The following is a 25,904-nucleotide window of genomic DNA, read 5'->3' as shown; positions in this document are numbered from 1 at the left end:
GAAGGAATAGTGAAAAGTGGGTGAATCGACGACTAGTTTTCGATGATGGCCAGCACATCGCGGGAGTTCAACAGCAAGTACTCCTCGCCGTTGTACTTCAGCTCAGTTCCGCCGTACTTGGAGAACACAACGGTGTCGCCCACCTTGATGTCCATAGGAACACGCTCAGCGCCATCAAGACGACCTGGGCCTGCAGCGATAACAACACCCTCCTGTGGCTTTTCCTTCGCGGAATCAGGAATGACCAGACCAGAAGCAGTGGTGGTTTCAGCTTCCTTGATCTGGATCAAGATGCGGTCTTCAAGTGGCTTGATGTTTACTGCCATGAAAGTCTCCTCAATAAAGGGGTGAGTAGTTCTTCAACAACGTTTATCTTTCGGTCACTGCTTTAGGTTTCCAAAGCAACAACCTACTTTGGCACTCTACCCGCGTGAGTGCTAAGGCTCAAAGATACTACAAAATATCCTCTCGCCTCAGCACCGCACCCGCAGGTTGGTGATCTCACACCAGCGGGATCTCCACTTCAAGGGAAGAATCCGTACCGACCTCAAGGGAGGATGCTTTTGCCCCTTCGTGAATCAATTGGGCTGCTAACGCCGCAATCATCACACCATTATCGGTGCACAGCTTAAAACGGGGCACGCGCAACTCGATGCCCGCCGAGTCGCAGCGGCGCTTAGCTAGTTCACGCAGACGCGAATTTGCGGCCACGCCACCGCCCAAAAGCAGCACCTTCGCCCCGGTATCTTGGCAGGCTCGCACCGCTTTAGCGGTCAAAACATCGCACACTGCTTCCTGGAAGGAAGCACACACATCTTCCAAGCTAATCACACGATTCTCGCGTTCTGCTTGTTCCACGTAACGTGCAACTGCGGTTTTGAGCCCCGAAAAGCTGAAATCATGCCGGTGCTCGCCGCGCAGGTCGTCGGCACGCGACAAGCCGCGGGGGAAGGCGATCGCTTTCTTATCCCCCTGTTGCGCTAAGCGGTCGATCACGGGCCCGCCGGGGTAGCCCAGCCCGAGCAGACGCGCAACTTTGTCGTAGGCCTCGCCGGCGGCGTCGTCAAGCGTGGAGCCGAGCTCCCGCATCGGTTTGCCCACCGCCTCCACATCCAGCAGCTGTGTGTGCCCGCCCGACACCAGCAGCGCCACCGAATGCGGCAACGGCTCACCCTCAAGATTGGCAACAGCCACATGTCCGCCGAGGTGATTGACACCGTAGAAAGGCACACCCCACGCCGCCGCATAAGCTTTCGCCGCCGACGCCCCCACCAGCAGCGCACCTGCCAGACCAGGCCCCACCGTGGCTGCGACCGCATCAGGCTTATCGACGCCAGCCTGCGCCATCGCCGCCCGCATCACCGGTTGCATCTGCTCAAGGTGCGCACGCGAGGCAATCTCGGGAACAACGCCGCCGAAGCGGGCGTGCTGCTCCATCGAGGAAGCGACGACATCGGCAAGGATGGTCATATTTCCATCCCCATCGAGTTCGATGATGCCTACTCCTGTTTCGTCGCAGGAGGATTCGATCCCGAGAATAATCATGAAGGTGTGTGCTCTTTCTTCTCTCTGACCATAACAAAAGCGTCAGCGCCGGAAGGCTGATAGTAGTTTTTCCGCAAACCCACTTGGCTAAAACCATAGGATTCGTACATGCGGATGGCTGGCTGGTTATCGGTGCGAACTTCCAAAAACACGGGTGCGCGTAGCTCGTCGGCGACATACATGAGGTTGTCCATCATCATGCGCCCGATCCCTTGACGCTGGCAGGAAGGATCTACACCGATGGTTTGAATTTCGCATTCGTGCCCACCTGAAGGCCCTAGGATACCAAGCCCGGCGTAGCCGATGAGTTTTTCGGGGTGGTCGCTTTCTGGATCGTAGACCCCGATATAAAAGTTGTGGGGTTGGGCAAATACTTCTGTGAAGTCGCGTTCAGTCCATGGGCTGTCGGCTTCGAAGAGTATTTTTTCCAGCTCCGCGAGTCGGGGTGCGTCGTAGGCGTCGAGGGGTCGGATTTCTAGCATGACTGGCCTTGTGTTGGCGGGGTGTAGTCCGGGATTGCGTGCGATTTGGGTTTCGCGGCGGGTTCTTTCACGTCGGGGCGGCGCAGGTAGAGCGGTTCAAGTGGCCCGGGGCTGGTTTTCAGGTCACAACCGGTGCCAAGGAGTGCGCCGACTAAGCTTGCGGCGGTGGGCCCGTAGTGCAGCACGGTATCAGGTTGCGTGCTGAGTGTGTCTTGCAGTCGTTCTGGGATGCTGATGGCTGTCAGGTGTCCTAGTGTGTGGTCGCTTTCGGCTGCTGGCTGGCCAAGGAGTGCGGGTTTGCACACTTCCGGCCCGGCGATGCGGGTGTTGTTGCGGTAGCTGGACCAGTAGATTTCTTTGCGACGCGCGTCTGTTGCCACCACGAATTCTTCCAGCTTCAGCTGCTCATCGTTGCTGATGCGGTGGGCGATTGCATCGTGGGTGCACACTCCATGGACGGGGATGCCTAAGGCGTCCCCGAATGCGGCGGCTGTGGCCATGCCGACGCGTAGGCCGGTGAAGGGGCCAGGCCCGATGCCTACCACGATGGCGTCCAGGGCGGAAAACTCTAAGGAGGATTCGGCAAGGATTCTCTGGACGGTGGGCACCAGCATTTCGTTGTGGGCGCGGGAATCGGTGAGATTCTCTTCGGCACGGATGCTGATGGTCGAGTCAGCATCGACGTGGACTAATCCCACGACGAGATCAGCAGTGGCAGTATCAAGGGCAAGAACGTTCACGTGTATTCAGGGTAGTCGCACTATCAGTCCCACGCCCAAAAGCACTCCCTGACGTGTGCCACGCAGGTGCTTGTGCAGTAAAACCAGTATTCTTCCTTCTTCGACACTGCCATCTTGGAGGGGTAACTCGACCTTTCCAATGTGAAGGCAGTGGTTTCATTGCAATGGAGACAAAAAGGTCGAGTTAAGAATCAGGGCACTTACCCAACCACCCCTTGAAACAACCGAAAACCACTAGCCCACCACAAATAAATCACCCACCCTAACACGCACTAAAGCCAGAGGCACTACCCCTTACAAAACCCAGCAACTAGAGCACACCACAAGAGGTAACTCGACCTTTCCAATGTGAAGACAGTGGTTTCATGGCAATGGAGACAAAAAGGTCGAGTTAACGGTCAAGGCACTTACCCAACCACCCCCTTGAAACAACCGAAAACCACTAGCCCACCACAAATAAATCACCTGCCCTAACACGCACTAAAGCCAGGGGCACTGCGCCATACAAAGCCAAGCAACTAGAGCACACCACAAGAGGTAACTCGACCTTTTCGTACCCCAACGGGGTGATTTCTCACCTGAGGGACAAAAAGTCGAGAAAGGTATTGTTATTCAGTGCGCAGCCCCAGCGCACAACCAAAAATTCAGTCCACCCAGATCATCAAAACCACAGGCTCAACACATATTTTTTGGCACTTCACACGTGAGTCTTTTGTGCTGTGCTCATGGCTTTAGGCACAAGAAAAACACTCCCCCACCACGGCCGGAATTTACATTCTGTAGCCGAAGTAGCGAAGTGTTGTGGAGTGATCGCTGGAATAAGGACTATTCGCCCACAGCCAGTTGCCAATTGCCCGTCTGGGTCTTGACCAAAGGAATGATCGCTTTGGTGGCGAAAGGCTGGGTAGGAACATTGCACAGGTCAACGAGGTCGCGGTCGATGCGTTCCGTCTTCAACTCACCAAGCTGGCCGCCCAGGAGCAGGTAGTTGTAGTTTTCCTTCACTGGGGTGGTAGGAATGCCGCGCAGGTGTGCCGCATCAAGACCGAACTTCTTAGCCACGCTTTCACGAGTCTCACCAGGGCACACCACAGCGGCCATAGTGTATTCGGGATCAAACAAGTCGTATGGGGACACGCTTGTGGCAGTCAGGCCGGAAGCATCAATCACCTTAATGGTCTTCTCAAGCGGGCCTTCCTTTGCAGATGCCTCGGAGCTGACATAGCTACCGGTGACCATTGCTACACAAGCAATAACGAAAAAAGCGATACCTGCGGCAACGATCGCGCGGGCCTTAGCAGAAAGTTCCATGATTTCTTCTCCCTACCACCACAAACACCTCATAAATACAAGACTGCGCAGTGGCATTGATATGTAGTAACAAAAATTTTCGCACCACCAAACAGTACGAAAACGCAGTAAACAAAATTCTTCCGGTGTCCAACGCTACCGAAACTTAAGCCCAAACACCTATTTTCACCGCATACAACACCACGTCGCCCACAAGCACAAAACCACCACGGCTGTTACATACGCGAAGTTATTTCAGTAAAGAATGCGCAGCCTAATTATGCACCACTCGCCACTGCACATAGCGCGCTGAAGAATCAGGGTCGGCCGCTACAGCAGTTTCGCGGTCGAAGGAGATCAACATGTATGTGTCTGTGATTTGCTCGACCAATCCTCCGCCCCACTCGGCCACGACAACAGCGTCATCGAGATCGGTGTCCAAATCCAAGGAATCAAGCGCCCCCGATGCATCCACTTCACCTGCATGTTCGTCGCCTGCACCCAGCAAACGGTAAGCATCCACGTGGACGAGGCTGGGGCCGTCGATAAGCGAGCGGTGCTCACGCGCAATCACAAACGTTGGACTAGTCACCCTGCCTTTCACCTGCATGCCGCGAGCTAAACCTTGGGTGAAGGTTGTTTTGCCCGCACCGAGCGGACCATCCAAAATCACCACATCGCCGGCCTCCAACGCCTGGCCGAGACGGAAACCCAGCTGTTGTGTATCCGCCGCAGTTTCTAAACGCTCACGCCCAGCGACCGGAAAAGTATCGTTCATCAGTATTTACGCTCCCTCAACATAGCGGCGCACAGTACGCCCCGTCGGGCGACACAGCAATTCATAATGAATAGAGCCCATCCGCGCAGCCAACTGCGTGGCAGGCATCCCACCGCGACCGAAAATAATCGCCTCATCGCCCGCACGCACCCCAAATGGATTATCGCCTAAATCAATCACGCACTGATCCATGCAAATCCGGCCCACATTGCGATAACGGTGACCAGCAATAGTCACCTCAACGTGGCCTTGGGCGGCGCGGGGCAAACCATCAGCATATCCAACCGGAACGACCGCTAAAAACCCAGGCTTTTTTGCACGCCACGTCAAAGAATAACTCGTGCCCTCCCCCGGCGCGATGGGCTTGACTACGGTCACCTTGCCCACCCAGCTCATCGCCTCGTGTAGGCCGTGCTCGCGGCCGTCGATGGGTTCTTGGCCGTAGAGGGCAACGCCCGCGCGCACCATGTCGAAGTGCAAGTCGGGGCGTGAGAGGGTGGCTGGGGAATTAGCAAGGTGGTTGACCTTCAGTTCAAGGCCTGCGTTGCGCGCAATGTCGAGGGCGTGGCGGAACACGTGTGCTTGTTCATCGGTCATGGGGTCGTCGGGGTCGTCGGCGCAGGCGAGGTGGCTCATGAGCCCGGTGACTTCGATATTGTCGGCGTTGGCGAGTTGTTTGCAGATCGCAGGCAGTGCTGCCATGTCGATGCCGGAGCGATGCAGTCCAGTATCCACTTTGATGGTGACTTTGATGGGGGTGGGATGGCTACGAGCAGCGTCAATCAACGCCTGTGTTGTTTCAGGCGAGAATGCTGCGAGCTGGATGTTGTTGTCGAGTGCGGCGTGGAAGTTTTGTTCCGGCGACCAGATCCAGCACAGGATGGGCTCGGTTATGCCGCCGTGGCGTAGTTCGAGTGCTTCTGCGAGCGTGGCGACGCCGAATTGGTCGCCCCCGTGTTCGCGCATGGTGTGTGCGACTGTGACTGCCCCGTGGTTGTAGCCGTCGGCTTTGACCACGCACATCAGCTGTGCTGGGGCGATCATCTCCTTGAGTAGACGCGTGTTGTGCGCTATCGCACCCAGATCAACAACTGTTTCTAGCAGATTCATGTTCTCCATTGTGCCACCGCACACAGTTTGCCAAGCAACTTTCACTCACCCTGTGAGTATCCCCCGCAGTGCCACACCCCCTTGCGCGCGCCCGAAGTCTGGATGCACCAGCGCGGGGTGGTGCGTGGTCTTGTCGGCTATTAGAAGCTATTAGAACTGGGAGGGCAGGATTTCGTAGTTGCGTGAACTAAAGCGATAGAGGCGGGCGGGGCGGTGCGCGCCTTCGGTCCAGAGTTCATCGGTTTCTTCGATAAGCCCTAAGGAGAGGAATTTTTTGCGGAAGTTGCGTTTATCCACCTGCCGGTTAAGGACTGCTTCGTAGGCGACTTGGACGTGGGTGAGGGTGAATTTTTCGGCCAGAAGCCCCATGACGGCATTGGAGTAGCTTAGTTTTGAGGCTAAGCGTTCGCGTGCGTTGACGATGATTTCTTTGTGGTCGAAGGCGATGTCGGGAAGGTCGTCGACTGGCCAGAAGCGGTGCTGTTCGGTGCCGCCGTCAATGTCGAAATCATGCCCACAACCCATGTATACAACGCTGACGGCGTGCCCACGGGGGTCACGGGCAACGGTGTCGACGGTGTAGAGCTGCTCGAAGTATCCGAGTTTTTCGGAGATGTCGAAACCAATTTTTGTTTCTACGATTCGAGCAAGTGCTTCAACTGTGGTTTCACCGGCAAAATTGTAGCCACCGGGTAGTGCCCACTCCCCTTTGAAGGGTTCGTGGCCGCGTTTGAGTAGGAGCACTTCGAGGCGGTGATCGTGAATCCGGAAAGCAACAAGATCCACCGTGAGGGTGGGTGGCCGGTAGTTCGATTTCGAGTCCATAACAGGTTTAAAGCCTAGCACCCGCACGAAAGCAAGCTATGCGTTTGCCCTGCGTAGGCGTGTGGAAATAGATGGAAATCACCCTGATTCGCACGGTGGGGAGGCACCACACAGGCAGCAGACAAGCAGCAGTCAGGCAGCAACTAAGCAGTAGGTGGGTAGCGAGGTAGCAGACAGGTGGCGAAAGTGTGGGTGTGTGGGGTGTGACCCCCGCCTGTGTTTTTCGCCCCCTCGATGCACCCGTTAACAGCGGGTTTCGACTACCCTTATTTTCGTGGCTGAAAATCTGTCTAAGCATCTGAAGAAGTTTTCCAAGCGTGGCCCTCACCGAGTGTTGGTTGGTGAGCTGAGTTACGCGGGTTTGCCGGGCAAAATTTATGCCCCGGCTGAGGGGAATGCCCTGCCTGGCGTGGTCTTTGGCCATGACTGGATGAAGGATGTGAAAAATTATCACGCAACGTTGCGCCACCTCGCTAGTTGGGGGATTGTGGTTGCTGCCCCAAATACTGAGCGTGGGTTGATGCCGAATCATCGCGGTTTTGCATCCGATATGGAAAGCTGCATTCAGATTTTGAATGGGGTACGGCTGGGGGTGGGAAATATTACTGTTGCCCCTGGTCGTATCGGGCTTGTCGGCCATGGCATGGGGGCGGGTGCTGCTGTGTTGGCGGCTTGTGATCGGGCGAAGGTCAAGAGTGTCGTTGCGGCGTTCCCGTCGAAGGTGTCGCCTTCGGCTGAAGAGGCGGCGAAAAAAGTGACTGCGCAGGGCATGATTATTGGTACGGGTGATTTCGCGCTGCTGGATTATGGCAATGCGCCGGCGTTGGCAATGAACTGGCGTGGCGATGTCGTTTACCGTGAGATGGAGGGCGTGGCGCATTCCGATGTGGCGGAAAATAGTCACTTCCGTTTGTTGGAAAGCTTGAACCGGCGTGCCCGACGTCGCGAGCAGGTAGTGGCGCTGATCACTGGCTATGTGCTGCACACGCTTTACGACGACCGCAAGCTGTCCGCTTTTGGTTCACGCGATGCTGTGGCGAAAGGTATTGAAAGTTTTTCTGGCGCGCAGTTAGCTACGAAAGCTGATCTCACGCAGCCAGGGTCACTTTCTTTACCTTTCTAATACCTTTTTCAGTGTTGTTTTAAGGCCGGATTTCACCGCTCAACTCTGCGTAGCACGCCCCGCACTTTCCCACGTGGACGGACGGGGCGTGCCCTGCGTGGAGGATCAGAGCTGTAGTCGCGATAAGTATCTGCATTCGCCCGTGTTGTGTGCTCCGCAGGTTCAGCCACTGGTGGCTGATGGGGAGTTTTCTTCTCCTTCGCCTTGTGGAGAGTTTCTTCTTTTTTCTTTTTGAGCTCATCCATGAGTTCATCGAATTTTCGCATTTCCGCGGCAGATTGGGTGCGGAAATCTTCGACAAAACTGTGAAAATCCATTTACCACACCCCCGCGCGGCGTGGCTGGTGCCCTTGAGGTGCGTGTTGTGCGCCAAAACTTGAACCATAGCCACCGACTGCATGGGTTTCGCCACGCGCCGCTGGGGTCGCTGTTTGTGCCTCAGGGTTGTGTGCCGCAGCATTCGGCGCACTAGACGCAGGAGTAGATGAAGCAGGAGCAGGCTCAGCAGATACAGCTGAATCACTAGGCGCAGCAGGTGCTTCGGCAACATGCGAGACTGCTGCAGGAGCGTCTGCTGGTTGCACCACAGGCGTGTTGTGGGCAGTCCCTTGGGTTTGTGCTGCGGGCTGTTCGATGAGGCTGTGAACATAGTCGTGGACTTGATTCCATCCGTGTTCAAGGTGGTGGATGATTGTTCCCACGCCATCCATAACAGCGTTGAAAGCAACAAGAGACTTATGCACATGTGTAGCAATGTCGACGATTCCTTCCACTACATTAACCGCGGCTTTCACAAGCTCGGCGGGGACAATATCCCCTAACGAATCGTGTGTCTCAATGGAGGGGGTGTTGTTTTTGATACGGGTTTTCTCCGCTGCGTTTTCTTGCTGACGCAGGCTGAGCGGATCTCCTGGTACATGATGTTTAGCCATCGACCGGTCGTCGGTGCGATCGGTGTTGTCACGCCAGCGCTCTTCGTCACTGCCGAATCCACGCTCTGGGGGCAGATCCGCCCCACGGGTTCGTTCGTATTCTCGCTGATCGGACACGCGCGAACGCTCGTCATGTGCACGTGAGTCTTGCTCCGCGCGCATTCCGAACAATCCAGCGGTCTTAGGGTGTGCGCCGCCAGCATGCCCTGCCTGCTGTGGTGCAGCCTCAGCAACACTTGGCTGTTGGCTTGACGCTGGTGCTGTTGTTGAGGCAGCGCTTGTCGACGCCGTGGAACTGTCTCCCCCTCCCTCGCCGAACAACAGCCCAGACGCCCCGCCACCGGCTCCTTGGGGCGGATGTGGATTGAGCGCCCCGTTGGGTGCTGAGTGGCTACTTGGGTTTGTCTCAGGGTTAATCATCCCGCCACGGGAATGACTCATAGCAGTATCGGGGAGAGCAATACCGCCAACACCACCGTCCACGTGGCAGGAGGCGGGCATATCCCGCACATCGCGGGCATTGCACACCTGGCCTAATTTATTGAGATATTCCTCAAGGGTCATCTTGATAAACATGTCGCGGAATTCAAGAAGCTTCCCCATCGCCTCTGAGGTGAAATCAATAGCCTGCTGGGCAATTTCCACGAGGGCATCAAAATGCTCAGGGTTGTGATCGCGATCCACAGACAACAACTGCGAAATAAGCGAGGACGCTTCGGTGATAAACGTGCTAACGACCGAATGAAGATTATCCTCGGCATCTTTTTCAATTTTGGTCACACAATCCGTACAGTTCACAGCGAACTGTTCGGCCTGCGTTGCATCATCATCGAAACCCATCAGCCGAAGCAGCAACGACGAAATCGCATCCGCCAGCACACCACCGGCCACGTTAGACAAAAGCTGCTGCACAGTGCTCGTAATCTGCTTCTGAATAAACTCACCCTGTGGTTTTACTGCAATCGAACGAGCCGACTCCATAATCATCTCTGGGTTCCAACCCTCAAGGCCCCGATACTGCTTCACCAGCGCATCTTGAGTCGAGCGCGCCAACGCCGCACGGCCATAGGTTGCATCCGACAACCGCGCCGCGGAAGAAATAAACTCCGAAATTGGATGCATCACTGCCCCCTCAACGCATCAGCATTCATCTGTTCTGCATCCTCAAAACGCTGGGCCTGTGAAACAGCCTCACTCAACAACTGGTGCAAACGCTCCTGCGACACAGCTCTTCGCGCCCCCAACGCACCCATATGCGCATTAATGGCGGGAACCAACTGGTGAAAAAGCTCACCCAAATCCCCCTGCGAAAGAGGCTGAAGCTTCACATCCTCAGTCTCCTGACTGGCGCCAAGCACAACCGCATACAACTGCGACAACTTCGACGCAAGGTGCGGCTCAAAAGCCACGGAACCAAACATTGGTCTCCTCCTTAGAAAGAATCCGTCAAAACAGGAAAGAAAATCCACCACCTACCCGCCACCCACACACCGTGAGAAACGAACCGAAGTGACAGGCGGAAAATAAATTTTCCTCCTATATGTCAGGACTCAAAACAAGGCCTTTGCGTTCCCAAAATTTTTCACAACCCCCTGACCTGCAACAACGCCACTACCCCCGCACTACCCCCGCTTGGGCGTCGATACGCAAAAACCCTCCGCACCAACGACACGGAGGGCAGAAAAACACGCGCAACTACACGTGCGCCACCACGGCCGCAAGCTTGCCAGCGATCCGGCGCGCAATCTCCTCAGTAGGAGCCTCCACCATCACACGGAACAACTCCTCCGTACCCGAAGCACGCAACAACACACGACCCGAATTACCCAACTCATCCTCAGCCATCTCGAGTGCCGCCGCCACATCTGGATGCGACGCAATCACCGACTTATCCGACACCGGCACATTAATCAACACCTGCGGCAACACCGTCATCGCACCCGCCAAAGACTGCAACGACACATTCGTCTCCGCCATCCGACTCATCAACGCCAAACCAGTCAACGTTCCATCGCCAGTCGTGCCATAATCAGGCATCACAATGTGCCCCGACTGCTCACCGCCCAACGAATAACCGCCCGCGTTGAGATCCTCCAGCACATAACGATCCCCCACCTTGGTTGTCCGCAATGTAATTCCAGCCTCGTCCATGGCCAAACGCAAACCCAAATTACTCATCACCGTCGCCACCAACGTCGACTTGCGCAGCTCACCATTTTCCTTCATCGCAAGCGCCAAAATCGCCATAATCTGGTCACCATCAACCACAGCACCCTCAGCATCCACCGCCAAGCAGCGATCCGCATCACCATCATGCGCAAGACCCAAATCAGCACCATGCTTCAGCACCGCCTGACGCACCTGATCAATATGAGTCGAGCCACAATTATCGTTGATATTGTAGGCACTTGGCTCATTATGCACCGCAATCACCCGCGCACCCGCAGCCTCATAAGCCAAGGGAGCCACAGTCGAGGCTGCACCATTCGCACAATCGACCACCACCGTAATCCCATCAAGCCGACGTGGCATCGACTCAGCAAGATGATCCAAATAATGCTGCTGCGCATCCACAGCTTCTTCAATCACACGCCCAATCCCATGCCCCGTAGGGCCAGTCTCCGGCAACGACTCCATAGCCTTTTCAATCTGATCCTCAATAGAATCAGGAAGCTTATGCCCACCCTTTGAGAAGAACTTAATACCATTATCAGGCATCGGATTATGGGAGGCGGAAATCATCACACCCATATCAGCACCATAAAACTCAGTCAGATACGCCACCGCAGGAGTCGGAAGAACACCCACACGCAACACATCAACACCCCGGCTAGACATACCCGCCGCCAACGCCGCAGCAAGCATCTCACCCGACACACGAGGATCACGGCCAATCACAGCCAACGGGCGACGCTTCGACGAACGATGCTCACTAGTCAAAACCTCCGCAGCAGCCGCCCCCAAACGCAACGCCAACGGTGCAGTTAAAACCTCGTTCGCTAAACCCCGAACCCCATCAGTGCCAAACAGTCGTGCCATGAAAAAACTTTCCTCACCTTGTGAACCTAAAAAAAACTTATCCCTACAAGAATAATCGCAACCTCGAAAGAATCACGCCCGAAGCCAAGCAAAAACACAAAAAACTTCCACAACCACACAAATAGCCCTAGCACCGAAAAATCCAGCCACCTGTTTACTCGACCTTTATCCACATCCATAGGTGTATTCCTAGCCCCCACGGACAAAAGGTCGAGTTTCCCTCCCTACACACCCCCGCCAGGGCTTTCCTCCCACCCCACCCCTCACACTCATGCAGTGTTTCCACGACCCCTCGAACCCACCCCGCCTTTCACGCAAAGGTAAACCCCCCTTTCATGCATCACAATGTGCACAAAAGGGGGGTGTGAAATCATATGAAGGGCGTGTAACCACTTCCGCTATGATCACCTGGACTTAAGCCGGATTTTAGCGCTGCGTACGACCCCGACGGATCAACAGCACACCACCAGCGATCACCACAAGTGCCACAGCGAGCAAGCCCAACACCGATGCACCGGTATTAGCCAAACCAGACTTCGGCGCTTGCTGTGCAGGTGCAGGTGCACTCTTTGCCATACCCTTGGATGGGGTCTGAGCTGCAACCTGGCTTTCTGCTGGTGCCGGAGTTCCAGGAACCACAGGGGAAACCTTCTCTTGCCCACCTGGAATCAAAGCAAAGGCAGGAGCAACAACCAAAGGAATCAGCGGAACAAGCAGCCACCACCAAGGAATATTCGCCTTGTTGGTCACAAGCACCTTCGCAGGAGTAGCAAAGCTATCGGCTGGCACCGTGATCACAGCAGAACCATCGCCACGATCAACCACAACACCAGCTGTAGGGGAGCTAAATTCTGGAGTAGACCACGACGTCAACGCACCATTAGCTGCAGCCTTTTCCTTCAGCACAACTGTGGTGCCAGCAGGAAGAGCAGGCAATTCCACCACCTGGGCATGGGCAACCTTAAGTTCCTTGGTCACATCCTTGCCATCGCCATCAACATAGCTGAATTCGAATTCGAACTCGCGGCTGGAATTATCCTGAATACCAGCGGCCAAACCAGCCACCTTCTTCTCCACCGCGACCTTGCCTAACTGGTCAAAGTGATTGTTTAACGCAACATCGACGTTAGATTTATCTGCGCCCACAGTTACGGTAGCAGCCATCGTCGACTTGGCGGCGTTAAAGACAACGCCCTCTGGTGCCGTGATCGACTCCTTCTTTTCGGTCAGCGTACAGGTAGCACCGGAACGCAGATCCGACACGGCCTTCTTTGCACCAGCAGCCACCGACACAGTTCCGGAAGCAACTTCCTTGCCCCCGAGCTCACAACGATATTCAACATCAAAGGATAGTGCCTTGACCGAGTCAAGATTCGCGGCGGTACCGCTGAGAGTCTTGCCCACAGTGAGCTCACCGCGCCATGCGGCGTAGGTGTTGGTCACTTCAGCTTGCTGCGTTGCACCCTTAACAATGGTCACGGAATCCAGCCCCGACGTCGTCAAGTTTGCGCCGTCAACTTCCGCACCAGTTTCTGCGATCTGGCAGTTCGTCCCCGCTGGCAAGTTCGACAGGGTGTGGGTTTCGCCTGCCTTTAAGCTAAACGTGCCAGACTTCTCATTCTCGCTTAATTCCACAACGGTGTTGGTGCAGGTGTAGGTGAAGGTGAAAGTCTTACCCGTAGCAACCTGATCAGGATCAACCAGCTTCTTGGTGATATCGAAGTTGCCCACATCCTTGATATAGGTATTCGTTGCCACAACAGCATTCGGGGTTGCGCTCACCGTGAACGTGCCACCCTCAATGCTGTTCGTATGGGTGTATCCTTCGATTTCAGCCTCATCCTCAGTAACCGTGCACTGCGCACCCACAGGGGCGTTTACAGTAGCGCTACCTGCACCGGTGATGGTGACAGGATCGATTGCTACAGGCTGATTATCCTTGGTGCATGCAACGTTAAAAGTGAAAGCCTTTGTCGACGCCGCCGCTGGTGCCTGGTCATTCAGCTTCTTCTCAATAGTGAAGGAGCTGATCGCCTTCGAGTACGTATTCGTTACTGCCAGTTGTGCGACCTGATCAGCCTCAACCGTCACTGCGGCAGGGGCGGTAACTTTCAGCAGCGCATTATCGACGCCGTCAAGAGCCTTGGTTTCATCCTCAACAACGCGGCATTCAGCGCCCGCTGGGATGCCCGCAATAACAGTTGACGCTTGCTGACCGACAACCACCTTCGGCTCATTCTTCACCTCAGCACCATCCTTGGTGCAAGTGAGAGCAAACTCGAAGTTCTTATCTGCAGGAACAACCACACCGTCTTGGGCAACAACCTTCTTGCTCAGTGCAAGCGAACCAGTCTTGGCAACATAGGTGTTGGTGATCACAGCAGTATTTGCTGCCGCATCAGTGCCCAAAACAACTGGCTGGTTCAAACCCTCGGCAGTCGCCTTAAAGCCTGCAACCTCAGCTGCGCTTTCTGCTGTGACTGCGCAGGAAGTACCCACTGGGAATTCGCCAACCTTGACAGGGGAATTGTTAGTAGGAACCTGAACCTGTGCCGCTGGGGCATCGCCGCACTGATAAGTAGCAGTAACATGCGCCGGTGCCTGGAAGCCCTGAGGTGCAACAACCTTCTTCGAGATGTTGAACGGCACCTTCGCACGATCAGCCCAGTTACGGACAGTAACTTCGCTCATCTTCTGGCTGGCAATGGTGATTTGAGTAACCACCTGGTTATTTTCCTTGAATTCAATCTTGCTGGCATCAAACACCACACCATTAACGGTGGGCAGATCCTCAGCGAGAGTCAGCACAGTTCCGCTCGGGAACAGCTTCGGGAATGGAGTCTGCTGACCAACAGGAATTTCCAGAGAAACCTGGCCTTGGTTTTGCCCTGGGGCAACCTGCTCCGGCTTATCATTGCCCCAATCTGCAAACTGCTCTGGGGTCTTGTTCTCCGGCAAGGTGTAGTTCATCTTGATGGTGAACTTGGTATCAGCTGGAATCGAGGCAGCGGCATCACCTTGAACGACCTTGGTCAACGCTACAGCGCCGAAACCATCACGCATGGTGATAGTGACCTTCGCTGAGTTGGTGAAGCTCACGGAAGGATTCGAGGAAATATCAGTGCCGTTCACCGAGGCATTGTTGGTGTAGGACACACCGGATCGCGCATTTCCCACAAGCGGGGATGGAACAAACAGGCGGTAGTTCGCATCAGCTTTGAAAGGACCAGTCAACGTGATCGTACGGGTCGGACCGCTGTATGCCACCTCCACCTTAAAGTCCTTGCGTGAACCTGTATTTTTGGAGTTATTAATAGCAGAGCCACTGGTATTGCCTGGGTTTTCCTTGCTGGTGGTCTCCACCAAGCTTACTTCCCTGTTTTCAAAAGCAGCCAGATCATAACCATCACCAACGGTATCGGTGATGGTCATGGTGAAATTATTCTGGCCATCGGGCTGAATAAAGGTATTCGGAAATGCACGATGCAGCTGGGTTGGGTTGAAGTTCATCAACCATGGGATCTCAGTGCTCACTGCGCCGATAGGAGTGGAGCCCTTGCCGAAAGGAATTTCCTTGTACTCCGCCTGTTTTGCAGCGTTAATCCCGCCTGGGATAGCACCGTCGACCGGCTGGCCATTGAAAGTAAAAGGAATGGTGTCTTTGGTGTAGGCAACCCGATAAGGATTGTTTTGCACCGCGATGGAATCGAACTCCACATCGCCCGACATATCGTTCTTGTGCTGGAACTGGTTCACACCCTCATCGAAGGTACAGCTAACCTTACGAGAACTAAAGGTACAGGTACCTACCTTTTTGCTTTCATACTTCAATGCTTGATCTGACTGTGCGTTTGCCGCAATCTCCAACTCTGGAGGAAGCTCTAGTTCAAAACCTTCACCAGGCTTTGCAACACGCTTCAAGCCTGCAGCAGACCACTTAAAAGTGGTTTTCGCATTGTTATCACGAACGTTGCTACCTACAGGGTTTTCAACCTTGATATTTGAAACTGTGAAACCTTCAGTCTGCACCGCATGGGCCTGATTGTGCACCGCAGGTACAACAATCAAGGCAGCCACAAGGCTGAGAACTGCCAGTGCGATGAGCGCACAACGCCCACGCACCGACTGACTTAAACTTTGTGCCATCTAATCTCCCAAAATAATTTCTTGGTGAGGGCGCTAACCCTCCGGACCTTTATCCCACGAGGGCTCGGCAATTGATACAACAAGCCCATTCAGGTAATAAAAACTCTCTAAAAATTTACCTTATAACTACGTAAAAGAGGCAGCCCTACCTTGGAACTTAATAATTACTAAGCTTTGTTATAGCCCTTTCCAAGAAAACAATTAAGTATGTTTAGTGTCCAACCCCTACACGGCAGACATTGCTCAACAAGCAAAACCCCCTATCAATGACCTGCAGATTTAGTCCGATCCACGCGAAACTTTTGTCAGTATAAGATGTTTACACTTCACCGATTCGCGATCTAAATTTTCTCAAAACCGCAACAATCACCCCCGAAAATCGGAATCTATCCCCCCTCATCCCTATGGGAATTCTTTAATAAAACGGGGGTATCAATACACATACCCCCCTTTAAAAAATCCTCGCTCGCTAAAGAATTTTCCCGTCACCATCCTTAGTTCCCAACACATGGCCCATGCGTGAAAACTCTCCTCAACCCCCACAGCAACTCCCCCTTGTGGATCCATTCTTGGCAAAGAAACACCTTCACAGCCTAAAAAATAAGCCCTCCTCAGGGATTGCGTGCAGGAGATCTCTCCTACTCACAGTAACGTTTACCCTCCTTGGTAGTCCTTAGCCTTCCAAGCATCGTAGACATAGCAAAAACCGCCTCCGCCCGCGAAAAGCGGTGGAAGCGGTTTGAGCACAAACGATAAGAAGATTAACGCTTGGAGTACTGTGGGGCACGACGTGCCTTGTGCAGACCAGCCTTCTTACGCTCAACAGCACGAGCATCACGAGTCAGGAAGCCAGCCTTCTTCAAAGCTGGGCGATCTGCTGGGTTGTAGATGTTCAGTGCACGAGCGATAGCCAGACGAAACGCACCAGCCTGACCGGTAGGGCCACCACCGGTGAGGTTAGCGTGAATGTCGAACTGGCCGTCACGATCAATCAAAGCCAAAGGAGCCTTGATCAGCTGCTGGTGCAGCTTGTTCGGGAAGTACTCTTCCAAGCTACGGCCGTTGCAGATGAACTGGCCGGAGCCCTCAACGAGGCGAACGCGAACGATGGCGCGCTTACGGCGACCAACGGTCTGAATTGGGCCTTCGTGCAGCACTGGAGCAGCAACCTCAACCTCAGCTTCAGCAGCAACTGCATCGCCGATGGTGTTGGTGAACTCTTCGGTAGCGGCTGCAGCAGCAGCGATATCGGCTGCCTCAACCTCGAAGTTTTCGGTTACGTTCTGTTCGGTCACTGTGCCACCTGCTTAATCTCGAAAGTCTCTGGCTTCTGAGCGCCGTATGGGTGCTCGGAACCTGCGAAGACGTGCAGCTTCTTAACGGACGCACGGGAAAGACGGTTGTGTGGCATCATGCCGCGGATGGATTCCTCAACAACGCGCTCTGGGTGCAGCTCCAGGGAACGACCCAGGGTCATGGTCTTCAGACCACCTGGGTAACCGGAGTGACGGTAGCGGAACTCACGGTCACGCTTGTTGGAAGAAACGTGAACCTTGTCAGCGTTGATGATGATGACATGGTCACCGCAGTCAACGTTAGGTGCGAAAAGTGGCTTGCCCTTGCCGCGGAGCAGGTCAGCTGCGGTAACAGCCAAGCGACCCAGAACCACGTCAGTGGCGTCGATGACGTACCACTTACGGGTGATGTCACCGCCCTTAGGGTGATAAGTAGACACTTAATGACTCCTTTAAAGTCTGTCTAGAACTGCCAGCCAACTGTGTGCAAAATCCTTCACTCACGGCGGCCGGTGGAGACCCGTGACAGGCAGTGCTGCACAACTTCACGTAGCGAAAAACATCCTCGAAAAGATAACGTTCACTCACTGAAGGCATGCTTTGCACACACAGACCAACGATTCTAGAACAGTGCAGCACAAATGCCAAATCTCCCCTTGTCACGGGTGGAAATTCCCACACCCAGACAAGGGGAGATTACAAGGCCTTTCATATCAATGAAGGTGGATACTTACACCCTCCCTAACACCAGACATGTGACCGGAAGGGATACGTTTTTGTTGTCGCTTCCTTTATGCGCCCGAGCAACGAGACAACCGCGAAAAGATGCACCTACCAAATACACAATCCCGCATCGTGGAACAATTTTTGCAAAACACGAATTGAGTTGAGTCTTTGCTACAGACGGAAAGGAAACGCAACCGAAAAGCACGACTACGGCGACTTAGCTCCAGGATGCAGCCGCCGAGCGGTTGACATCGCTCATGCGGTCATTGCCGGAACGTACAGTCTGGGAAATAGTAGCCAAGATGGTGTTAAGCTCAGCAGCTGCCTTGTCCCATTTTGCCTGTGCCTCTTGGTAGGCCGTTGCAGACTGGCCTTCCCACGTAGACACCATTGGGCTGATTTGCTGCTTCAACCCTTCCAGCAGCGAATTGATACGGCCGGAGGTGGATTGAATATCACCGGCGGCTGCTTCGATATCGCCGAAACCATACTTGATCATATCCATGGGGATACTCTCCTTTTCTTCATATAGACGGTAGTGAAAATGTGTCATGTTCTCCCCCGCTCGACACCCACGCACCGCGGTGGTGAGGGTCAAGGGGGAAGGATACGCATGGATTTTTCTCGCCTGTGTCATGAACAGGGAGAAAAACCATCCGTGTGAGGACGAAACCTCACGTGTGTTTTCAGAAGGCGATCGACAGTGTCTTTCATCAAACCAGGAGGCTTTGTGGCTGTGTCACACAGGTGCGGAAAACACGTGTACTTGCGTTTGAGGAACAATTGTTTTTGGGGGATACGATCGTTGCCCCACACAAGGTGTTAACCGCCTGCGTTCATTGGCGTTTGTCTTGGCCACCGCATGTCATTTTTCGCGTTGCATTTCGCGTTTTAAGACGTGTGGTCGCAGAAAACTTAAAGCCTCCCGCATGGCAGGTGTGTTGCCACAAGCACTCCTTGGCTAGTGCGAAAGACGAACCGGATTCGTTCACAGCAGTTTGGTGTGTGCCGCATCCGTGGTGGTGTGCACAGGCTCAACGCGGTGCTGGTGGTAGTGAGGGCTCAGTTACACCCTTGTGGCTGTTTTTCACTTTTCCTTTTGTCTCCCCCACATTCAATGAGGGTTACGGAAGCAAAAGCGGGCTATTCAGCCACGTTAACGGGGTGTACCCGAGGCGTTTTCAAGGAAAGTGGGATTTGATGAAAATACCACCGGCATCGTGTCTTATCCTGTGCTCACGCCGTTGGATTCGGCGCCGTTTCTCCTGCGATTTCGGTTGGTGATCGCGGTAAAAGACGCACACAGTTGTGCTGCGGTGATCAATCAACGCTGTGGTGAAACCACGAACGGAAGTTAAGAAAACTTCCCGTGTGGGGGCACGCGGGTTTCACCGGTGGCGTTGAGAGCGGTTGATACACGGTCGCCTTGCTGAAAATTCACTGTTGAGTTTTCATCCTTCTCAGCGTCTTGCGGTGCATCGTGTTGTGGAGACGATGCACCGTGTTTGCGCCACTGCTTGGTGTGTCGGTGAGGTGTGTACATAGTGGGGGGGAAAGCACCCGACCGACGCTGGTTTTTACCGAGCTGTGTGCGAAACAGACGCTATGAGGTTGTGTGAGGAAATGTGTGCTGTATAAAGGCTGTGCTCCTTCATTCACAGAAGGTGTGTAAAACCTTTACACTCAAGCTCTGCTGTTAGAGAGCTAGGCCTTGTCCTCCCACGTTGCTGAATGCAGCAGCGTTGTCAGCTTCGACGTTTTCAAACGAGCGGGCATTCGCACGGATGTTGTCGCTGATGCTGCTGAGCGCTTGCTGCAGGTCGTTTGCTGAAGCGTTCCAGCGTTGCATCAGGTTGTCGAAAGCGACCTGGGCGGTACCTGCCCATGCGCCACGGACACCGTCGACCACGCCACGCAGGCGGGTGAGCTCGGACTGGACTTCATTGTTGGTGTCGTCGACACGGCCTGCGGTTGCGACCATGACGTCTGCTTCGGTGCGGAAGAAATTGCTCATCGCACGAATCTCCTTTCAAAAAGACGAGAAAGTATCCAAATTGCTAGTGCACTGTGTAGAGCTTTGACTGTGTGAGCTACTGAGGTTTAGCGGCTGTGCACTATCCGTGAAACCTGTTCCTCACGTCTTTTCCCGCTGTGACTGTGGCGCTGACTTGTGTCCTGTCTTTGCCCCAGGGGCGGGAAAAAACCCTACATATATAAAGACTGGAAAATTGACGTTTGCGTTCCCAAAATTTTTTTACCCCTCCTGAGCTGCGGTTTTAGCGTGCACTTTGAGCGCTAATTCGCGACATGTTGCGCGTTGCGCCAACGTTATTTGCTGTCGCGAGTGGCATCCGACGGAGTAGATGAAGCCGTTTTCGACCCACACAGACCACCCCACTTCCGAACCGTCGCCGGGGTGTTCGGTGTAGGCAAATTCCGGTCCGCGGCCCAGCTGTGGCACAGGTGCGCTGTCAAGCGCAGGGTCGGAGTCAATGCTTGCTTGCAGTTGCTCGAAAATTGCTGCGGGTTGTGCATCATAGGCGGGGTCGGCGGCGAAGAGTATGCGAAGATTTTCATCCGCACCTGTGGCTGTGAACATGCCGTCGTGTTGTGTACGTTCCTTGAGCTGGAAATGTTCGGGCAGGGTGAATGTATAGGTGGTGTTGGCGTGGGTCAGGGTTTCGGTTTTCTCCACCCGCGCAGGCGGTGGTGGGGGCTTCTCGCGTATCGACGTCGGTGTCACCGCAGGAGCAATCGTTGCGGTTGTCACTGGTTGAATGCTGCTTGCCGTTGGGCGTGGTTGTGCAGTTGTGGTGCGCTGCCCGACGGTGCCACGGATGCTTAAGAACCCGAAGACGAGTGTGAGAATGACCACCATGCTGATGGCAAGGGTGTATTTGTTGCCGGCGATGGTGAAAAATCGCTCTTTGTTGTATCCCAGCCCTGCTGAACTTCTGTCATTATTTTTGCGTTCTCGCAGGTTAATGAGGTTTTCTTCGTTTTCGGCGAGGTGGTCGTCCACGATGGGTTCTTCGCGGGGTTGTTCCACTGCGAAGGCGTGGACGCCTTTGGCTCGGAGCGCATCGATGACAAGCAGGGTGTAGTCGGGGTCGGTATCAACGGCGATGTCACAGTTGGGCCATTGAATGTGCATGAGTTGGTGGGCCTGTTCCACGAGTGCATCAAGCCCCCACCCTTCGTCGATGGCGGTTTTGGGTAGGTCGTAGCGGTAGACGCTGTCGTGGCCTTCAAAGATGGTGGCGGTGTCGAGCACGGTGATGGTCAGATCCGAATTATCGGCTGCCGCCCGCATGAAGGCGTGAGCGTTATTCATGAGAGCCTTCCTAGATGTTTGGTGTCGGCGGGGCTTCAGCAATGTGGATGAGGCCGACACTGCTTCCGCGGGAGATGAGTGTGCCGCGCCCTGGGGGTTGTGGGATGGGCCGGATTCCGAATAGTGGGCCGTCTTCTTTATCGGCGTCGAGAAGGATCACCATGGGCGACTGGTCCTTGATTTCGCTTAAGAATGGCTGGTAGAAGGCTCGGACGGCACCGCCTGCTTTGCGGGCGACAATGATGTGCACACCAATGTCGCGGGCGTGTGGCAATAACGGAAGCAGTGGGGCCATGGTGGCGTCGGAAAGCACATCGAAATCGTCGATAACAATGAACAGGTCGGGGCCTTGCCACCAGGAACGGGCTTTTAATTGCTCAGGGGTGATATCGGGGCCTGGGAGGCGCGATTTGAGGGTGACTACGACGTCGGCAAGTGTGGCTTCGGTTTGTTGCGTACTTGCCGCATAGGCTGCCAGCATTGTGGGTTCAATGGCACCCAAATGGTGGCGGCGGGGGTCGATAACCACCAGTCGTGCCTGCTCCCGCCCAAGGCGACACACACCTTCCATGACTGTGCTGAGCACAGTCGACTTGCCCGATGCTTGGCTACCCAAACACACCAAGTGAGGACTTTGGTTGAAATCCCACGCCAGTGGGGCCAGCTTCGGACCACCTATGCCCAACAGCACCCCACTATCAGGTTGATTTTGGTGTGCTTCAACATCACTGAGATACAAGTGCATAGGAAGCATGCGCAGGCTCGGGACGGGGGTTTGTCCAGCGCTTATGGTGCACACGTGCGCAATATCTTGGTTTGCGGCTTGGGCAAAAAGAATGGTTTCGCCTTCGGGGCTTAACCCGCGACCAGGCAAGGAGGGCACTTTCTGCTGGGCGCGACGATCAATCAGCGAATCAAGTGCTTCGCCAAGTTTGAGTTCAACGCGCTGCGCAATCAGGTCACGGATCGCTGGGCGTACCACCGTCCATCGGGATGTGGTGATCACCAAATGCACTCGGGCGGCCAAACCGTCGGCGGCAATTCGGCCGACCTTGTCCATCACATCTTCGTATTCGGACTGCAGCACGTGCCAACCATCGACGATGAGGAAGGTGTGGCGTGGCTCCGGCTCATCGATAAAACCGGTGACTTCGTCCACGATGCGCCCAATCTTTTCGTTTTCCCCACGATGGGCAATCCCAGCCACGTGCGGAAGCTGATGGGTATTTTCCAATCCTTGACCTGCTAAATCAAGAACATAGAAGCGCACCTGATCGGTACTGTGGGTCGCAGCGAGCGATACCATAATGGCACGCACAGCTGTGGTTTTCCCTGTTTGAGGGCCACCACAGATCACGGCATGGCCTTTGCTGCCAGAGAAATCCATGCTGAAGGGATCTTGGCGCTGGTGGTACGGCCTATCGATAATTCCCACGCTGGCCTGTAAGAACCCGCATTCTTGTACCACCGATCCGAGGCTGAGCTGCTTCGGTAGCGGTGGTAGCCATACTTGGTGAGCTTTCTGTCCCCGCTGTTGCGCACCCTCGACTGCCGCCTGGACAAGGGCGTCGACAAGCGTGCCCCTAGGGTCGGCGACCATGGGCACCTCCCCTTCTTCCGTCTCTTCGCCCCAGCCATCCCACAGTTTCACAGCAGCAGGCGCGGGTGAGGTGGAGGGTTTGTCTAGGGTTTTCTTCTGCGAAGCCGCTGGCATCATCAGCGGGCCAGACACGTAGGCTGCTTGGAATCGCTGCAGCTCATCAGCATTCGTCTTCATGTAGCCAGCACCGGGTTTGCTGGGCAGGCGGTGCGCCTCGGACACACCAAGTACCTGCCGAGATTCCGCGGCGGAAAATGTGCGCAAACCAATGCGGTAACTCAAGTGCGAATCCAAGCCACGCAACCGGCCTTCCTCCAAGCGCTGGGAGGCAAGCAGCAAGTGGATGTGCAGCGAACGTCCGAGGCGGCCCACAGCCACGAACAGGTCTGCGAAGTCTGGGTGCTGACCCAAAAGCTCTGAAAACTCGTCGACAACGATGAACAAAGCAGGCATGCGCGGGTGGTCGCCCGTAGCATCAGCGGCTTTGTTGTATTCGGTAACATTGGCAAAGTTCCCTGCCTTACGCAGGACTTCTTGTCGTCGATTCATTTCGCCCGAAATAGCATCGTGCATGCGCTCAACCAGCACTGATTCTTCGGATAGGTTGGTAATCACCGCTGAGGTGTGGGGTAGTTTTTCCAGCCCGAGGAATGTAGCGCCGCCTTTAAAATCCACCAATACGAGGTTGAGTTCGTCTGGGGAATGCGTCGCCCCGAGCGCCACCACGAGGGTGCGCAGCAACTCCGATTTACCGGAACCGGTTGCGCCCACGCACAGCCCGTGCGGGCCCATGCCCCCATGGGCGGACTCTTTGATATCGAGAATCAGGGGTCGGCCGCGTTCGTCCACACCAATGGGTACGGCTAGGCGCTTGTTGCCGCGTGGTCGCCACAAAGAGTTGAGGGATTCTGCGTTGAGGTCCCTCGCACCCAGCAAACCAGTAAGCCCAGAATTGCGTCCGCCTTCGGCATGTTCGGGTCGAATGTATTTGGTCAAACCGCGGGCAAAGCGCACCATGTGTTCTTCGCTGAAGGTGTCGGCAACACCTAAAGGTTCGCTGCCTTCGTCGGAAAGCACAGCCAAGGATTGGGTGCCTGCCCTGATACACATGCCGTCTTCTTCGGCTTTGTTGAGCACGTAGTCGCTGCGGTTGTTCAGCACGATGATGGTGTCAAAGTCGTCGTTTTCGCAGGCTTTCTCAATCTCATCATCGCTGAGGGTTTCGTCAAGCACCGCGATCCGGTATTCGGCACTGTGAATGGTGCTGATTCTGGTGTGCGGTAGCCATTTCGCCCACGAGTGAAAACTTGTGCCCAAGCAGCTGACATGCAGTGTTTCAGGCCCGTGGAAAAAACACAGTTGGGCGATCATGGCGCGCACCATGTCGTGTGCGCACGGCCCAGAAAGGTGCAGCAGCCCAAAGGCTCGAATGTGCAGAACAACGGGCATATTTTCGATGATGCCCATGGTGGTGGTCACATGCCGCATGCTCACTGCGCACACGGGGTCGAGGTCTTCGGAAGCACCGGGGTCGATCATGTCGATCGGGGTGCAGAGTTCAGCAGGGCCTAAGCCCACCCGAGCACTGTAGGCGTCGGGGTCGTCACTGTTGCGTTCCCACATGCGGGTGCTGCCAAGCATGGACCACAGCGTGTGGGGGGCGGGGTTGTAGTGCAATTCGTGGCGGCGTTGTGCTTGCTGATTGTGGGCGGCTTTTTCCCGCAGCAGACTCAAATGCCTGAGGTAGGTGCGCCGTACTTCGTCGGTGTCTTCACCTTGGGGTGGGGAAAACATCATGACCATACCCATAAGCATCATGAGGGGAAAGACCAGCATCATGGGGTTTAATTCACCGCCACTGAGGAACATCAGCCCCACCATGGCGGCAATGGCGATCACCATCACGAGCGGGACGAGGATACGCACGAGTGGCAGGGGTTGAGGTTTTATAGCTTCGGGCACAGGTTCGGGTTCGAGTGTGCCTTGGGGCAAAGGTGGTTCGGGTTCCCGCTGGTTGTAGGGCACGGGTTCAACGACAATGACAGGCCCAGCATCGTCTTGAGAGGCGGTGTTTTCGGGGAGAGTATCTACGGTGCGTTCAGCCATGGTTGTGTGGGTCTTTCATTTCAAAAATTCCGCTGGTTTTTAAGGCACGCGGAAATTGGCGATCGTCATTTCGCCTCGCTTTTTGCCCTCACACTGAGTGTTTCTCCCTTTTTCCGCGCGCCTTGCTGTGGTGAACACGCACACGGGAATGCACAAAGCGTGTCGTTGTCCGTGTTGGCCCTTTCCCCACGAAAGGCGTGTGGCAGTTGTGCTGCACACGAACGGACAAAGACTTAAAAAGGGAGAGTTGTAATCCCATAGTCATCCACTGTGGTAGTGCCCACATCTTCCTGCGTGTGGCATGGCTTCAACCGTGTAGTTGTCGCACTGCCGAGATCACGCATGAAATGGGGACCTACCGTGGTGTTTCCTTGATTTTCTCCCCCACGGCACTGTGAAAAAGCTCAGTTGATACTTCGCTTTAGTGCTGTTGGGGAGTGAAAAACGATGATGGCCGTTTTCCACAGGTGGTTTCACAGTGTAGGGCAGCGTGAACGCTGCTGAAAGACCTCCCACCCCCACATTGAGGTACTACCCCCCGCGCGAAAAAACACCTGAAAAAGGTGTATCTACCTGCATATTTCACAGTTAAAACTGGGGTATAAATGAGTGAGGCTTTCACCCCCGCTGCGAAAAAAATGGGAACCGAAATCGCATTTTTCCAGTCTTATCTATTGAAGGGACTGCGACTACCCTGCTTCTTTCACTGGCCTTGTGCCACCTGCATGCATTGACCGATGCAGCACTAGGTGGCGTCTCGCCAGCGAGGGTTGCAGTTGCGTAGAAAACAGCTACTCTTCACCACTTTTTGATTGCTATCGCGAAAGAATCTG

At 54.8% G+C, this 25,904-nt stretch carries 22 protein-coding genes; 2 read left to right on the top strand and 20 right to left on the bottom strand.

Translation table 11 applies throughout. The features are described from left to right. Window positions 1-32: 32 nt before the first annotated feature. From groES to CFELI_RS02180, 8 genes are all read right to left on the bottom strand, one after another. Window positions 33-326 carry a co-chaperone GroES gene (gene groES / locus CFELI_RS02215; RefSeq protein WP_277104666.1) on the bottom strand — a complete coding sequence of 98 codons (294 nt, stop codon included), beginning with the start codon at window positions 324-326 and terminating at the stop codon, window positions 33-35. A 175-nt stretch (window positions 327-501) separates the two neighbouring features. Beyond that, window positions 502-1,545: a tRNA (adenosine(37)-N6)-threonylcarbamoyltransferase complex transferase subunit TsaD gene (tsaD, locus tag CFELI_RS02210; protein ID WP_277104665.1), complete on the bottom strand. Its 1,044-nt coding sequence runs from the start codon at window positions 1,543-1,545 to the stop codon at window positions 502-504. Further along, entirely contained in the window at window positions 1,542-2,027 is a 486-nt protein-coding gene (gene rimI / locus CFELI_RS02205; RefSeq protein WP_277104664.1) for a ribosomal protein S18-alanine N-acetyltransferase, read from the bottom strand. Before rimI ends, tsaD begins: the two co-directional genes overlap by 4 nt. Next, complete coding sequence (gene tsaB / locus CFELI_RS02200; protein ID WP_277104663.1) at window positions 2,021-2,767, bottom strand: tRNA (adenosine(37)-N6)-threonylcarbamoyltransferase complex dimerization subunit type 1 TsaB; 747 nt, start codon at window positions 2,765-2,767, stop codon at window positions 2,021-2,023. The genes rimI and tsaB overlap by 7 nt, the downstream gene beginning before the upstream one ends. Before the next feature lie 825 nt (window positions 2,768-3,592). Continuing rightward, the gene (locus tag CFELI_RS02195) at window positions 3,593-4,078 is read right to left on the bottom strand and encodes a hypothetical protein (RefSeq protein WP_277104662.1); all 486 of its coding nucleotides are present in this window, start codon (window positions 4,076-4,078) and stop codon (window positions 3,593-3,595) included. 253 nt (window positions 4,079-4,331) lie between these two features. Then, window positions 4,332-4,835: a tRNA (adenosine(37)-N6)-threonylcarbamoyltransferase complex ATPase subunit type 1 TsaE gene (tsaE, locus tag CFELI_RS02190; protein ID WP_277104661.1), complete on the bottom strand. Its 504-nt coding sequence runs from the start codon at window positions 4,833-4,835 to the stop codon at window positions 4,332-4,334. A gap of 6 nt (window positions 4,836-4,841) precedes the next feature. Then, window positions 4,842-5,945: an alanine racemase gene (alr, locus tag CFELI_RS02185; RefSeq protein ID WP_277104660.1), complete on the bottom strand. Its 1,104-nt coding sequence runs from the start codon at window positions 5,943-5,945 to the stop codon at window positions 4,842-4,844. A 150-nt stretch (window positions 5,946-6,095) separates the two neighbouring features. Next, a complete protein-coding gene (locus CFELI_RS02180) occupies window positions 6,096-6,770 on the bottom strand; it encodes an NUDIX hydrolase (protein WP_277104659.1) in 675 nt (224 codons plus the stop codon). A 274-nt stretch (window positions 6,771-7,044) separates the two neighbouring features. Between CFELI_RS02180 and CFELI_RS02175 the strand changes: the two genes are divergently transcribed. Then, on the top strand, window positions 7,045-7,893 hold the full coding sequence (locus tag CFELI_RS02175) for a dienelactone hydrolase family protein (protein ID WP_277104658.1): 849 nt from the start codon (window positions 7,045-7,047) through the stop codon (window positions 7,891-7,893). Window positions 7,894-7,925: 32 nt separating this feature from the next. Here CFELI_RS02175 and CFELI_RS02170 read toward each other — a convergent pair whose 3' ends face one another. The 8 genes from CFELI_RS02170 to CFELI_RS02135 form a co-directional block, all read right to left on the bottom strand. After that, a complete protein-coding gene (locus CFELI_RS02170) occupies window positions 7,926-8,210 on the bottom strand; it encodes a hypothetical protein (protein ID WP_277104657.1) in 285 nt (94 codons plus the stop codon). After that, the gene (locus tag CFELI_RS02165) at window positions 8,211-9,947 is read right to left on the bottom strand and encodes a RodZ family helix-turn-helix domain-containing protein (protein WP_277104656.1); all 1,737 of its coding nucleotides are present in this window, start codon (window positions 9,945-9,947) and stop codon (window positions 8,211-8,213) included. Then, window positions 9,947-10,246: a hypothetical protein gene (locus CFELI_RS02160; protein ID WP_277104655.1), complete on the bottom strand. Its 300-nt coding sequence runs from the start codon at window positions 10,244-10,246 to the stop codon at window positions 9,947-9,949. Before CFELI_RS02160 ends, CFELI_RS02165 begins: the two co-directional genes overlap by 1 nt. Before the next feature lie 274 nt (window positions 10,247-10,520). After that, window positions 10,521-11,864 (bottom strand): phosphoglucosamine mutase, encoded by a 1,344-nt coding sequence (glmM, locus tag CFELI_RS02155; protein ID WP_277104654.1) that lies wholly within the window; start codon window positions 11,862-11,864, stop codon window positions 10,521-10,523. Window positions 11,865-12,290: 426 nt separating this feature from the next. Next, window positions 12,291-16,010, bottom strand: coding sequence for a DUF5979 domain-containing protein (locus CFELI_RS02150; protein ID WP_277104653.1), 3,720 nt, complete (start codon window positions 16,008-16,010; stop codon window positions 12,291-12,293). Window positions 16,011-16,771: 761 nt separating this feature from the next. After that, entirely contained in the window at window positions 16,772-17,305 is a 534-nt protein-coding gene (gene rpsI, locus CFELI_RS02145) for a 30S ribosomal protein S9 (protein ID WP_277104652.1), read from the bottom strand. Further along, window positions 17,302-17,745 carry a 50S ribosomal protein L13 gene (rplM, locus tag CFELI_RS02140; RefSeq protein WP_277104651.1) on the bottom strand — a complete coding sequence of 148 codons (444 nt, stop codon included), beginning with the start codon at window positions 17,743-17,745 and terminating at the stop codon, window positions 17,302-17,304. The genes rpsI and rplM overlap by 4 nt, the downstream gene beginning before the upstream one ends. A 503-nt stretch (window positions 17,746-18,248) precedes the next feature. After that, complete coding sequence (locus CFELI_RS02135; protein WP_277104650.1) at window positions 18,249-18,536, bottom strand: WXG100 family type VII secretion target; 288 nt, start codon at window positions 18,534-18,536, stop codon at window positions 18,249-18,251. 685 nt (window positions 18,537-19,221) lie between these two features. Between CFELI_RS02135 and CFELI_RS02130 the strand changes: the two genes are divergently transcribed. After that, a complete protein-coding gene (locus CFELI_RS02130; RefSeq protein ID WP_277104649.1) occupies window positions 19,222-19,389 on the top strand; it encodes a hypothetical protein in 168 nt (55 codons plus the stop codon). Here the strand turns inward: CFELI_RS02130 and CFELI_RS02125 are convergent. The 4 genes from CFELI_RS02125 to eccCa all read right to left on the bottom strand — a co-directional run bounded on the left by CFELI_RS02125 (window position 19,386) and on the right by eccCa (window position 25,071). Next, window positions 19,386-19,574, bottom strand: coding sequence for a hypothetical protein (locus CFELI_RS02125; protein WP_277104648.1), 189 nt, complete (start codon window positions 19,572-19,574; stop codon window positions 19,386-19,388). The genes CFELI_RS02130 and CFELI_RS02125 overlap by 4 nt on opposite strands. Window positions 19,575-19,727: 153 nt before the next feature. Continuing rightward, entirely contained in the window at window positions 19,728-20,045 is a 318-nt protein-coding gene (locus CFELI_RS02120) for a WXG100 family type VII secretion target (protein ID WP_277104647.1), read from the bottom strand. 240 nt (window positions 20,046-20,285) lie between these two features. Further along, window positions 20,286-21,365: a type VII secretion-associated protein gene (locus tag CFELI_RS02115; RefSeq protein WP_277104646.1), complete on the bottom strand. Its 1,080-nt coding sequence runs from the start codon at window positions 21,363-21,365 to the stop codon at window positions 20,286-20,288. Window positions 21,366-21,375: 10 nt separating this feature from the next. Beyond that, a complete protein-coding gene (eccCa, locus tag CFELI_RS02110) occupies window positions 21,376-25,071 on the bottom strand; it encodes a type VII secretion protein EccCa (RefSeq protein ID WP_277104645.1) in 3,696 nt (1,231 codons plus the stop codon). Between the last annotated feature and the right edge of the window lie 833 nt (window positions 25,072-25,904).

Source organism: Corynebacterium felinum (assembly GCF_030408755.1).
GTDB classification, from domain to species: domain Bacteria; phylum Actinomycetota; class Actinomycetes; order Mycobacteriales; family Mycobacteriaceae; genus Corynebacterium; species Corynebacterium felinum.
This window is presented reverse-complemented; position numbering and strand designations above follow the sequence as displayed.

Coding starts and splice junctions, on each gene's coding strand:
- alr (WP_277104660.1), bottom strand. CDS start 5,945: ATGAATCTGCTAGAAACAGTTGTTGATCTGGGTGCGATAGCGCACAAC.
- CFELI_RS02170 (WP_277104657.1), bottom strand. CDS start 8,210: ATGGATTTTCACAGTTTTGTCGAAGATTTCCGCACCCAATCTGCCGCG.
- glmM (WP_277104654.1), bottom strand. CDS start 11,864: ATGGCACGACTGTTTGGCACTGATGGGGTTCGGGGTTTAGCGAACGAG.
- CFELI_RS02115 (WP_277104646.1), bottom strand. CDS start 21,365: ATGAATAACGCTCACGCCTTCATGCGGGCGGCAGCCGATAATTCGGAT.
- groES (WP_277104666.1), bottom strand. CDS start 326: ATGGCAGTAAACATCAAGCCACTTGAAGACCGCATCTTGATCCAGATC.
- CFELI_RS02125 (WP_277104648.1), bottom strand. CDS start 19,574: ATGTACACACCTCACCGACACACCAAGCAGTGGCGCAAACACGGTGCA.
- eccCa (WP_277104645.1), bottom strand. CDS start 25,071: ATGGCTGAACGCACCGTAGATACTCTCCCCGAAAACACCGCCTCTCAA.
- tsaE (WP_277104661.1), bottom strand. CDS start 4,835: ATGAACGATACTTTTCCGGTCGCTGGGCGTGAGCGTTTAGAAACTGCG.
- CFELI_RS02120 (WP_277104647.1), bottom strand. CDS start 20,045: ATGAGCAATTTCTTCCGCACCGAAGCAGACGTCATGGTCGCAACCGCA.
- CFELI_RS02195 (WP_277104662.1), bottom strand. CDS start 4,078: ATGGAACTTTCTGCTAAGGCCCGCGCGATCGTTGCCGCAGGTATCGCT.
- CFELI_RS02165 (WP_277104656.1), bottom strand. CDS start 9,947: ATGCATCCAATTTCGGAGTTTATTTCTTCCGCGGCGCGGTTGTCGGAT.
- CFELI_RS02135 (WP_277104650.1), bottom strand. CDS start 18,536: ATGGATATGATCAAGTATGGTTTCGGCGATATCGAAGCAGCCGCCGGT.
- rimI (WP_277104664.1), bottom strand. CDS start 2,027: ATGCTAGAAATCCGACCCCTCGACGCCTACGACGCACCCCGACTCGCG.
- tsaD (WP_277104665.1), bottom strand. CDS start 1,545: ATGATTATTCTCGGGATCGAATCCTCCTGCGACGAAACAGGAGTAGGC.
- CFELI_RS02160 (WP_277104655.1), bottom strand. CDS start 10,246: ATGTTTGGTTCCGTGGCTTTTGAGCCGCACCTTGCGTCGAAGTTGTCG.
- CFELI_RS02150 (WP_277104653.1), bottom strand. CDS start 16,010: ATGGCACAAAGTTTAAGTCAGTCGGTGCGTGGGCGTTGTGCGCTCATC.
- CFELI_RS02180 (WP_277104659.1), bottom strand. CDS start 6,770: ATGGACTCGAAATCGAACTACCGGCCACCCACCCTCACGGTGGATCTT.